Source organism: Chromobacterium sinusclupearum (genome assembly GCF_002902845.1).
Lineage (GTDB): Bacteria > Pseudomonadota > Gammaproteobacteria > Burkholderiales > Chromobacteriaceae > Chromobacterium > Chromobacterium sinusclupearum.
In genome coordinates this window covers 1-12,058 of record NZ_PPTF01000001.1, presented here as the reverse complement: position 1 = coordinate 12,058, position 12,058 = coordinate 1, and the positions used below count along the sequence as shown (strand labels likewise).

Here is a 12,058-nt window from a genome sequence, read left to right as displayed (position 1 = left end):
GGCCAGCGGGCGCAAGGCAGGATCGGGAGTTTTGTTAGCGGCGCCAAGGGATCGAACCGGCGTCGCCGCCGGAGCCGTTAGTACCGCAACCCGCCGTTGTTTGGCAAACCACGTTTGGAAATACCCCGCATGAATCTGACTACGTTGACCGCTCTGAGCCCGCTGGATGGCCGCTACGCCGGCCAGGTCGAGGCCCTGCGCAACCTGTTCTCCGAATTCGGTTTGATGAAGTGCCGCGTCAAAGTGGAACTGGAATGGCTGAAGATGCTGGCCGCCGAGCCGGGCATCGAGGAAGTCAAACCGTTCTCCGACGCCACCATTCGCGAGATCGACGACGTGATCGCCAACTTCAGCGTCGAGCACGGCGAAGAGGTCAAGGCGATCGAGGTCCGCACCAATCACGACGTCAAGGCCATCGAGTACTGGCTGAAGGAACGTCTGTCAGGCAATCCGGAAGTGATGGCCGCCAGCGAGTTCATCCACTTCGCCTGCACCTCCGAGGACATCAACAACCTCAGCCACGCCCTGATGCTGAAGGCCGCGCGCAACACCGTGCTGCTGCCGACGCTGGACGAGGTCATCCACAAGCTGCAGAAGCTGGCCCACGAACTGGCCGCCGTGCCGATGATGTGCCGCACCCACGGCCAGCCGGCCACGCCGTCCACCATGGGCAAGGAACTGGCCAATGTGGTGTACCGGCTGAAGCGCCAGCGCGAGCAACTGGTGCATCAGGAAGTCCTGGGCAAGATCAATGGCGCGGTCGGCAACTACAACGCCCACCTGGCGGCCTACCCGGACATCGATTGGGAAAGCCTGTGCGGCCGCTTCGTCACGGGCCTGGGCCTGACGTTCAACCCGTACACCATCCAGATCGAGCCGCACGATTACATGGCCGAGCTGTACCAGGTGATGAGCCGCATCAACACCATCCTGATCGACCTGAACCGCGACGTGTGGGGCTACATCTCGCTGGGCTACTTCAAGCAGAAGGTGAAGAAGGACGAAGTGGGCAGCTCCACCATGCCGCACAAGGTCAACCCGATCGACTTCGAGAACGCCGAAGGCAACCTGGGCATGGCCAACGCCATCATGGGCCATCTGGCGGAAAAGCTGCCGGTATCCCGCTGGCAGCGCGACCTGACCGACTCCACCGTGCTGCGCAATATGGGCGTGGGCTTCGGCTACACCCTGCTCGGCCTGAAGTCTTGCCTGAAGGGCCTGAACAAGCTGGAGATCAACCCTGCGCAGATCGCCGCCGAACTGGACGCTTCCTGGGAGCTGCTGGCCGAGCCGGTGCAAACCGTCATGCGCCGCCATGGCATCGCCAATCCGTACGAGCAGCTCAAAGAGCTGACCCGCGGCAAGGGCGGCATCACCCGCGAAACGCTGCATGCCTTCATCAAGAGCCTGGAACTGCCGGAAGCGGTCAAGGCCAGCCTGCTGGAACTGACGCCTGGCAACTATCTGGGCAAGGCCGAGGAACTGGCGCGCCGCGTCTGATCCGTCCGATTGATCCGTCCTGCACGCCGCCCCCAGGGGCGGCGTTTTGCATTTCACCCGATCTTTATCGCCAAATTTGCGGCAACTTCGCCGCAAAAGCCATGCCGCTGTCTCATACCAAGCAGAATTTAGTGGTCAAAAAGCCGTTTGCCCACGACAATGGAGTGTGAATAAGACCAGAATATCAGCTGCTGCAAACTGGAAACGCGGTTCTGTTCCCGCGAGACCGCCCGGACAAGGGTAAACCTTGAATGAGAATGGATGATCATGCAATCAATGTACGACCAATCCTCGAATCCCCCGGCAAGCGATGACGAAGTCGCCGCCATCCCGCAGCCGTCGTCCCCCCGTCAGCTGCTGCAACTGAACGAGCGCGTCCAGTCGGGGCTGTACCAATACTTCATCGAGCACGACACCAATCGCATCCTGCAGCATCTGGACACGCTGCGTGGCATGGCTTTCGCCCGTGAGATCGAAGACGACGAAGGCGCCCATGTGGAGCGTCCGTTCCCGTCGGTCTGCCTGATCGGCCTGGGCCGATGCGGTTCCAATATCGCGCTGGACGTGGCGACGCTGGTCTACAACGCGCGCCGCTTCTACATGAATGAATTCTCGGGCGACGAAAAAACCCCGCCGGAGCAGGAACAGCGCCCGCGCAAGTGGATACGCCGCAATCTGCTGTCGCAGCACAAGACCGCCAAGCCGGCCTTCCTGATCGAACCCATGGTGATGCTGGGCGACCTGGACAAGGACATCAAGGGCCGCATCCGCTTCTCGCGCCGCGGCGAACAGAGCGATTTCTTCAGCAATTACAACAAGATGAAGATCATGGACCTGGCCGAGGTCCATGCCGGCGGCGCCGGCAACGCCCCCATCCTGGGCCAGTACCTGGCCAAGATCATCCTGAACAAGGACACGGTCAGCTTTTCCGACCCGGAATGGGCGCTGATCCACTCCTACCTGATGGACTCCTGCGGCATCAAGGCCAACCAGTCGCGGCTGTACTTCTACATTTTCAGCGCCGGCGGCGGCACCGGCTCCGGCATGGCCTCGGAATTCGGCCTGGCTCAGCAGTACGCCTACATGAGCAAGACCTTCGAGACCCGCAACGACGACAAGCCCGGCCAGGTCGACGATTACGGCTTCGTGTTCGAGCCCATCTTCACCAGCGGCATCTGCATTCTGCCGAATATCTCCGGCCAGCATGCCGAAGGCTCCGAGGCGCTGCACATCAACGCCGGCCGCCTGCTGTGCAAATACCTAGCTGAGGAGTGGGACTTCTCCTACAACTTCGTCAACGAGGAAGCCGGCGCCGAGAGCGTGATGCGCCGCATCCGGCCGTGGAACGCGATGATGCTGATCTCCAACGACATCATGCGCTACGCCGAAGAGAGCGAAGGCGGCAATATCGAGCACCTCGACGTCAACGCGATGGAGCGCCACGCCAACCAGTACATCTCGCAGCAGATCTTCAATATCTTGACCGCGCAGGCCGTCACCAGCGATTACGACGAGAACTACTTTCTGCGCGCCGGCATCGACATGGGCGAGACGATACGGCTGGACGCCAACGACCTGTTCATGAGCCTGGCCGGCCCGGTAGCGGTGGCCTACGCCGAATCGGTGGTCAGCGACCCGCTGGGCTCGGACGGCTTCGTCAACAAGCTGGACATCGACGATCTGTTCTTCCGCTCCATCGACCTGCCCCACTTCAACCAGCAGACGCAGGCGATCGAGGGCATCAGCCTGCTGCCGATCGAATGCGAAAGCTATCGAGCGGCGCTGGAAGAGTACAAGCAGTCCGGCTACGCGGCGGAAAAGCTGAACCAGCTGTTCTTCTTCCAGAACTGCTCGTCGGTGGTGGCCATCCTGTCGCTGCCCAAGGGCTACAAGCTGTCCTACCTGGACTTGAACCGGCTGAAGCGCCACCTGAACGACCTGTTCCCCAGCACCACGCTGAAGCGCTACGCGCTGGTGATCGGCGCCTCCACCAACCTGTCCTTGACCACCCTGGTGGCCAAGAGCCCGTGCTTGAGCGATGACTTCCTGACGCTGATCGTCGCCTACATCAAGCGCTGCTTCGCCCATGGCAACCACCGCTTCGACGACAGCCTGGACAATGTCATTCTGGATCTGATCACCTCGGACACCTTCGACGAGACGCTGCTGGAAAAGCTGCTGAACGACTACGAGAACCCGGCCAAGATCCTGGACACCAACTGGTTCGCCATCAAGCCGATGTACGAGAAGAAGTACCGCGAGCTGATCCGCGACAACAAGAAGTTCGTGTCGATCAACGACATCCGCCTGACCCGCGAGCATGTGCAGAAAGCGGTGTGCTACCTGCGCGAGATCTACCGCCATCGCATCGGCAAAACCCGCGTCGTTTCGCTCAACCGCTACGCCCGCAAAAAGTCCTGACGCGCCGCGCCGCCCTCAAACAGCCCTCCCATCCGGAGGGCTGTTTTCATTGCGTTTATGCACGCTAGAACTTTTTTTCACGCTTCGCGTCACTCTCCGTCAACGGTACGCCCCCTTGACCAGTTAATGCAGTTTGGATGATTGGCTCCGCCGGCCTCGCTGGCAGCAATCCTTAACAAAAACCGCACGGCATCGCCGTGCAATCCTGCCACAGAACATCCCAAACCTGGCATAAGCTGCAAAGACGGCGCGCATCATGGCGTGCCCGCCGCGACCGCGCGCCAACCTAGCGAGGCAAGCCGTACCCTATGTGGATTGTCGAAACGGCCCTGAAACGGCCCTATACCTTCATCGTGATGGCCATCGTCATCCTGCTGGCCACGCCGCTGGCCATCATGCGCACGCCCGTCGACGTGCTGCCGGAGATCGACATCCCGGTGATCAGCGTGATCTGGGGCTATGGCGGCCTGGCGCCGCAACAGATGGCAGACCGCATCACCCAGACCCACGAACGCGTGCTGACCACCACGGTCAACGACATCGAGCACATCGAGTCGCAGTCGCTGGCCGGCATTGCCATCATCAAGATCTTCTTCCAGCCCAACGTCAACATCCAGACCGCCATCGCCCAGGTGGTGTCGGTTTCGCAGGCGGTGGTGAAGCAGATGCCGCCGGGCGCCACGCCGCCCTTGATCATCAAGTACACCGCGTCCAGCGTGCCGGTGATCCAGGTAGGCCTGTCCAGCAAAACGCTGTCGGAACAGGATGTGTTCGACACCGCCATCAACACCATGCGGCCGCAGCTGGTGACGATACCAGGCATCGCCATCACCTACCCCTACGGCGGCAAGATACGCCTGCTGTCGGTGGACCTGGACAGCCGCGCCATCGCCGCCCATGGCCTGACGCCGACCGACGTGGTCAACGCGGTCAACGCGCAGAACCTGGCGCTGCCTTCCGGCACCGCCAAGATAGGCGGCACCGAATACGATGTGGAGCTGAACGGCTCGCCGGACACCCTCGCCGGCCTCAACGACATCCCGGTGAAAACCGCCGACGGCGCGACGGTATTCCTGCGCGAGGTGGCGCACGTGCGCGACGGCTTCTCGCCGCAGACCAATATCGTCAAGCAAAACGGCCAGCGCGGCCTGATGATGTCGATCTACAAGAACGGCGGCGCCTCCACCCTGGACGTGGTGAACCACCTGAAGGAAAAGCTGCCGGGCCTGCTGCCCTTGCTGCCTAAGGACCTGCACGTCGGCCTGCTGGCCGACCAGTCCATTTTCGTGAAAACAGCCGTGCAGGGCGTGATCCATGAAGCCCTGGTCGCCGCGCTGCTGACCGCGGTGATGCTGCTGCTGTTCCTCGGCAACTGGCGCACCACCTCCATCATCGCCATCTCCATTCCGCTGTCCATTTTCTCGTCCATCGTCGCGCTGCACATGATAGGCGAGACCATCAATGTGATGACGCTGGGCGGCTTGGCGCTGGCGGTGGGCATCCTGGTGGACGACGCCACGGTGACGATAGAAAACATCGAACGCCACCTGCACATGGGCTCGCCGCTTTACACCGCCATCCTGGACGGCGCCGGCGAAATCGCCATCCCGGCCTTCGTCTCCACGCTGTGCATCTGCATCGTGTTCGTGCCGATGTTCTTCCTGGAAGGCGTGGCGCGCTATCTGTTCGTGCCGATGGCCGAGGCGGTGGTGTTCGCCATGCTGGCCTCCTACGTGCTGTCGCGGACGCTGGTGCCGACGCTGGCGCTGCTGCTGATGGGACACCAGCATCGCCAGGGCCGCATCGCGGCGGCCATTCACCGCGTGCATGAGCGCTTCAACGCGCGCTTCGAGCGGCTGCGCGAAGTCTATGTGCATCTGCTCAGCCACCTGCTGACCCGCCGCAAGGCCTTCATCGCCGTCTTCCTGGGCTTCTGCCTGGCCTCCTGCGGACTGTATTTGCTGCTGGGCCGCGACCTGTTCCCGGAAGTGGATACCGGCCAGATCAAGCTGCACGTGCGCGCGCCCACCGGCATCCGCATCGAGGATACCGCGGCGCTGGCAGATCAGGTGGACGCTGAAATCCGCAAGGTCATCCCGCCGCAGGATCTGGACTCCATCATCGACAACATCGGTTTGCCGTATAGCGGCATCAACCTGTCGTACAGCAATTCCGGCACCATAGGCACGCTGGACTCCGATGTGCTGATCTCGCTGAAGCCCGATCACAAGCCCAGCGCGGACTACATCGCCGCCCTGCCCAAACGGCTGGAAAGCCGCTTCCCCGGCGTAGAGTTCTTCTTCCAACCGGCAGACATCATCACGCAGATCCTGAACTTCGGCGCCCCCGCGCCCATCGATGTGCAGATTTTCGGCAAGGACCTGAAGCAAAACGCCGCCTACGCCGGCCGACTGCTGCGCCGCATCCAGGCGATACCCGGCGCCGCCGACGTCCACATCCACCAGCGGCTGGACGCGCCAGCCATCCAGTTGACCATGGACCGGCCGCGGCTGCAGGGCATGGGCATCGCCCCGCTGGACGTCGCCCAGAACTTGCTGCTGCCCTTGTCCGGCAGCCAGCAGACGCAACCGGCGTTCTGGCTGAATCCGAACAATCACATCGTCTATAACCTGCAGGCGCAGACCCCGCAATACCGCATCGACTCGCTAGACCAGCTGCTCAAGCTGCCGGTCAACGCGCCGGGCAACCATGGCATGGGCGCCCAGACCCTGGCCAATCTGGTGCGCGCCTCTCCGGGCCGTAGCCCCGCCATCGTCACCCGCTACAACATCCTGCCGTCGATCGACGTCTACGCCAGCGCGCGCGGCCGCGACCTGGGCTCGGTGGCCGCGGACATCCAGAAGGCCATCAACGAAGAACAGGCCCAGCTGCCCAAAGGCAGCCATGTCGGCATGCGCGGCCAGGTGGAGACCATGCGCTCCTCCTACCTGGGCCTGGGCATCGGCATTCTCGGCGCCATCGTGCTGGTCTACCTGCTGATCGTGGTGAATTTCCAGTCCTGGCTGGACCCGTTCATCATCATCAGCGCATTGCCCGCGGCGCTGGCCGGCATCGCCTGGATGCTGATCGTCACCGGCACCAACCTCTCCGTGCCGGCGCTGACCGGCGCCATCATGACCATGGGGGTGGCCACCGCCAACAGTATTCTGGTAGTGGCCTTCGCGCGCCAGCGCATGCGGGAAGGACTGCCACCGCTGTCCGCCGCGCTGGAAGCCGGCGCCACCCGGCTGCGCCCGGTGCTGATGACGGCGCTGGCCATGATCATCGGCATGATTCCGATGGCCATCGGCATCGGCGAAGGCTCCGAGCAGAACGCCCCGCTCGGCCGCGCCGTGATCGGCGGCCTGATGTTCGCCACCGTGTCCACGCTGCTGTTCGTGCCGGTGGTGTTCGCCTCCTTCCACCGCTATCTGGAAAAACGCAAACAAGGCGCGACTGGCGCGGCCGACAACGCCGCCCCTTCCGCACAGGACGCATGACATGACAGAGCAACGCCACGGCCATCAGGGCCTGCCCGAACTACATCTGCACCACGCCCGCCGCGGCGCGGTGGCGCGCAAGGCGCGCATCGCCGCTGTCGTCGCCATTGGCCTGCTGCTGGCGGGGCTGGGCCGCACGCTGCTGGTGCGCCACGCCAATGCCGAAGCGCTGGCCAAGGAGGCCGAACGCCACGCGGTGCTCACCGTCAGCGTCGTCACCCCCACCCGCGGCCGCGGCGATGCCAAGCTGACGCTGCCCGCCACGCTGCAAGGCATCGCCGAGGCGCAGATCTACGCCCGCACCAGCGGCTACATCAAGCGCTGGCACAAAGACATCGGCCAGCCAGTGAAAAAAGGCGAGCTGCTGGCAGAACTGGACATCCCGGACGTGGACAAGCAGGCGCAGCAAGCCCAGGCCAACTTCGTGCTGGCGAAAACCGCCTACCTGCGCTGGAAGACGCTGCGCGCCCAGGACGCGGTGTCGCAGCAGGAATTCGACGAGAAGGAAAGCGCCTACAAGCAAGCCGACGCCGAACTGAAACGGCTGCGCGATCTGCAGGACTTCGCCCGCGTCGTCGCGCCGTTCGACGGCATCGTCACCCGCCGCAACATCGATACCGGCAGCCTGGTCAATGCCGGCAACGGCGGCACGCCGCAGGCGCTGTTCGCCGTCGCCCAGATCGACAAGCTGCACCTGTACGCCTATGTGCCGCAGGCCAATGCCGCCGCCATCCGCGTCGGCCAGACCGTGGACATCGCGCGTCAGGAAGCGCCGGGCCAGCCGGTCAAGGGCAAGGTGGCGCGCACCGCCGGCGCCATCGATCCCGCCACCCGCACCCTGCAGGTGGAAGTGTCCATTCCCAACGCCGACCACGGCCTGCTGCCGGGCCAATATGTGGATGCCACCTTCCGCCTGCCCAAGGGCGACGCGCTGACGCTGCCCACCAATACGCTGCAGTTCAACGCCAAGGGCAGCCGCGTGGCGCTGGTCGGGCCGGACAACAAGGTCCACCTGCAGCCGGTGGCGGTGGGCACCGACTTCGGCCATGAGGTGGAAATCCGCGCCGGGCTGAAACCCGACGACAAGGTGATCATCAATCCGCCAGATTCGATCAATGACGGCCAGCCGGTGGCCATCGTCGCCCCCATGAAGGAGGAATAAGGCCATGCGCGCGCTGCCCCTGCTGATCGCCGCCGCGCTGGCCGGCTGCGCCGCCGTCGGCCCGGACTACCAGCGTCCGGCGACGGCGCTGCCAGCGCAATGGAAAGCCGACGGCGACTGGCGCCCCGCCGCCCCGGCCGACGCGCTGCCCAAGCGCGAATGGTGGAAGCTGTTCCACGATGCCAACCTCGACCGGCTGGAAGCGGACGCGCTGGCCCATAGCCCGACGCTGCAACAGGCGCTGGCCAAACTCGATCAGGCGGAGGCGCAAAGCCGCATCCACGGCGCTGCCGCGCTGCCGTCTGCCAGCCTGGGCGTGGCCGCGTCGCGCAGCCGCCTATCCGCCGATCGGCCGCTGTCGAGCTACGGGGCCAGCAACGCCAGCACGGTGCAGAGCGACCTGAAACCCATGCTCAGCGTCAGTTACGAAGTGGACTGGCTGGGCCGGGTGCGCCGCGACATCGAAAGCGCGCGCGCCAGCGCCGAGCAGGCCGCCGCCGACCGCGCCAATGTGGAACTGCTGCTGACCGCCCAACTCGCCGCCGCCTATCTGCAATTGCGCCAGCAGGACGAGGAAATCCGGCTGCTGGACAGCATGCTGGAGGCCCAGCAACGCGTGCTGGAGCTGACCCGAGTCCGTCACCAGGCAGGCCTCGCTTCCGCCGCCGACGAGGAACAACAGGCCGCGTCCGTGGCCGCCAGCCGCGCCCAGCGGGAACTGCTGCTGAATCAGCGCCGCGGCAACGAGGACTTGCTGGCCACGCTGAGCGGCACGCCGGCCCCCGCCTTTCGCCTGGATGCCGGCGCCCTGCCCACCGCGCTGCCGCCGGTCCCAGGCGGCGCGCCCAGCGATCTGCTGCAGCGCCGCCCCGATATCGCCTCCGCCGAGCGGGCGATGGCCGCGGCCAATGCCCAGATCGGCGTGGCCAAAGCCGCCTATTTTCCGCAGCTGATGCTGACGCCGGCCTATCTGGGCAGCGAATCCACCGGCCTCACCCATCTGTTCTCCACCCCTGCGCTGATCTGGGGCATAGGCCTGCAGGCGACGCAGACGCTGTTCGACAACGGCAAGACTGCCGCCACGGTGGACTATGCCCAGGCAGGCTACCGCGCCGCCCTGGCTGGCTACCGCCAAACTGTGTTGCAGGCGGCGCAGGAAGCGCAGGATGCCCTGAGCACGTTGCATGGACTGGATGAAGCGCGCCGGCTCCAGGCCGAGGCGGTACGCAACCAGGACCAAGCCTACGCCATCAGCCAGCTGCGCCATCGCGAGGGCCTGGACAGCGCGCTGACGCTGGCCGCCGCCCGGCAAAGCCAACTGGCGGCGCACAGAACCCTGGCGCAATTGCATGGCGGCCAATTGCTGGCCAATGTCAGCCTGCTCAAGGCCCTAGGCGGCGGCTGGCAAGCCGACATCCGCCGCTGATAGTCAAAATCCATACCCTGCAAATCGTAATAAAACTGCTACAAATAACTGGACAGGCCGGTTGGGGGCATCCATGCCAGGCCTGCCGGTTTGCCGTAGCGGCCTGGCCATTTCTCTTCTCTTCAGTCAACGCCCCAATCTGTACGGCACCGGCCAGCGGCGCCGCCTTCGCAAATCCCTGTCAATAAGGTGGTCATTATCGGCATCGCGGAGTAGCATAAAAAAATAAGCCAATCGACAAAGCTATCAGTTTTGGATATTCCCCAGCGATTTGCTGGCACGAATATCCCGGAGGAGATGGACGATGGAAGTCACCCGACGCCAGCTGTTCAAGCTGACCGCGGCGCAGCTGGGCGCCTCCAGCCTGGTCGCCATGGGTTTCGCGCCGCAGCAGGCGCTGGCGGAAGTGCGCCAGTTCAAACTGCTGGGCGCGCGCGAAACCCGCAACACCTGTACCTACTGTTCCGTCGGCTGCGGCCTGATCTTGTACGGGCTGGGCGACGGCGCCAAAAACGCCTTCGGCGAGATCTACCACATCGAAGGCGATCCGGATCATCCGGTCAGCCGCGGCTCGCTCTGCCCCAAGGGCGCCGGCCTGCTGGATTTCATCCACAGCCCCAAGCGGCTGAAATACCCGGAAGTGCGCGAACCCGGCAGCAATGAATGGAAACGCATCAGCTGGGACGAGGCCATCCAGCGCATCGCCCGGCTGATGAAGGACGACCGCGACGCGCACATCGTGGAAAAAAACGCCGCCGGCGTGCCGGTCAACCGCTGGCTGTCCACCGCCATGCTGACGGCGTCGGCCGGCTCCAATGAAACCGGCATCATCTCGCAGAAATTCATCCGCAGCCTGGGCATTGTCGCCACCGACGCGCAGGCCCGCGTCTGCCACGGCCCGACCGTGTCGGCGCTGGCATCCACCTTTGGCCGCGGCGCGATGACCAACAGCTGGGTGGACATCAAGAACGCCGACTTCATCCTGGTGATGGGCGGCAACGCCGCCGAGGCGCACCCGGTGGGCTTCAAGTGGGCGATCGAGGCCAAGAAGACGCGCGGCACGCGGCTGATCGTGGTCGATCCGCGCTACAACCGCACCGCCTCGGTGTCCGACCTCTACCTGCCGATCCGCGTCGGCACCGACATCGCCTTCCTGGGCGGCGTCATCAACTGGTTGATCAAGAACGACAAGATACAGTGGGACTACGTCAAGGCCTACACCAACGCGTCGCTGATCGTGCGCGAGGATTACCACTTCGACGAAGGCCTGTTCTCCGGCTTCGACGCCGCCAAGAGCAAGTACGACAAGAGCAGCTGGAACTACGAGCTGGGCGACGACGGCTACGCCAAGACCGACCCCACGCTGCAACACCCGCGCTGCGTCTGGCAGCTGATGAAGCAGCACTACGCGCGCTACACGCCGGAAGTGGTCAACAATATCTGCGGCACGCCGGTGGACGGCTTCCTGCAAGTCTGCAAGGAACTGGGCGAAACCGCCCGCCCGGACAAAGCCGGCACCATTCTGTACGCGCTGGGCTGGACCCAGCACACCACCGGCGCGCAGAACATCCGCACCATGGCGATGATCCAGCTCTTGCTCGGCAATATCGGCATGCCAGGCGGCGGCGTCAACGCCTTGCGCGGCCACTCCAATATCCAGGGCCTGTCCGACCTGGGCCTCTTGTCCACCAGCCTGCCCGGCTACCTGACGCTGCCCAGCGAAGCCGACCACCCCGACCTGGCGACGTATCTGGCCAAGACCACGCCCAAAACGCTGCAGCCCAATCAGTTCAACTACTGGAGCAATACGCCGAAGTTCTTCGTCAGCCTGATGAAATGGATGTGGGGCGACAACGCCGGCAAGGACAATGATTGGGGCTACAACTGGCTGCCCAAGTGGGACAAGATGTACGACGTGCTGCACATGACCGAGCTGATGTATCAGGGCAAGATGAACGGCTTCATCGTGCAGGGCTTCAACCCGCTGGCCAGCTTCCCCGACGCCGCCAAGGTGACCGAGGCCTTCTCCAAACTCAAGTACATGGTGAT

At 64.0% G+C, this 12,058-nt stretch carries 6 protein-coding genes; all 6 read left to right on the top strand.

Going from position 1 to position 12,058, the window contains the following annotated elements; genetic code table 11:
• The first annotated feature begins 129 nt into the window (after positions 1-129).
• On the top strand, positions 130-1,500 hold the full coding sequence (purB, locus tag C2134_RS00030) for an adenylosuccinate lyase (protein ID WP_103316478.1): 1,371 nt from the start codon (positions 130-132) through the stop codon (positions 1,498-1,500).
• A gap of 261 nt (positions 1,501-1,761) precedes the next feature.
• On the top strand, positions 1,762-3,921 hold the full coding sequence (locus C2134_RS00025) for a hypothetical protein (protein WP_103316476.1): 2,160 nt from the start codon (positions 1,762-1,764) through the stop codon (positions 3,919-3,921).
• Positions 3,922-4,229: 308 nt separating this feature from the next.
• Positions 4,230-7,421: an efflux RND transporter permease subunit gene (locus C2134_RS00020; protein ID WP_103316474.1), complete on the top strand. Its 3,192-nt coding sequence runs from the start codon at positions 4,230-4,232 to the stop codon at positions 7,419-7,421.
• Between the two features lies 1 nt (position 7,422).
• On the top strand, positions 7,423-8,583 hold the full coding sequence (locus tag C2134_RS00015; protein WP_103316472.1) for an efflux RND transporter periplasmic adaptor subunit: 1,161 nt from the start codon (positions 7,423-7,425) through the stop codon (positions 8,581-8,583).
• A gap of 4 nt (positions 8,584-8,587) precedes the next feature.
• On the top strand, positions 8,588-10,009 hold the full coding sequence (locus tag C2134_RS00010) for an efflux transporter outer membrane subunit (protein WP_103316470.1): 1,422 nt from the start codon (positions 8,588-8,590) through the stop codon (positions 10,007-10,009).
• Between the two features lie 304 nt (positions 10,010-10,313).
• Positions 10,314-12,058 (top strand): formate dehydrogenase-N subunit alpha (gene fdnG, locus C2134_RS00005; protein WP_103316469.1); only part of this gene is annotated, 1,745 nt, incomplete at its 3' end.

What these genes read in the sequence shown, in the direction of transcription:
- C2134_RS00015 (WP_103316472.1), top strand. Translation starts at nt 7,423, where the DNA reads ATGACAGAGCAACGCCACGGCCATCAGGGCCTGCCCGAACTACATCTG.
- purB (WP_103316478.1), top strand. Translation starts at nt 130, where the DNA reads ATGAATCTGACTACGTTGACCGCTCTGAGCCCGCTGGATGGCCGCTAC.
- C2134_RS00025 (WP_103316476.1), top strand. Translation starts at nt 1,762, where the DNA reads ATGATCATGCAATCAATGTACGACCAATCCTCGAATCCCCCGGCAAGC.
- C2134_RS00020 (WP_103316474.1), top strand. Translation starts at nt 4,230, where the DNA reads ATGTGGATTGTCGAAACGGCCCTGAAACGGCCCTATACCTTCATCGTG.
- C2134_RS00010 (WP_103316470.1), top strand. Translation starts at nt 8,588, where the DNA reads ATGCGCGCGCTGCCCCTGCTGATCGCCGCCGCGCTGGCCGGCTGCGCC.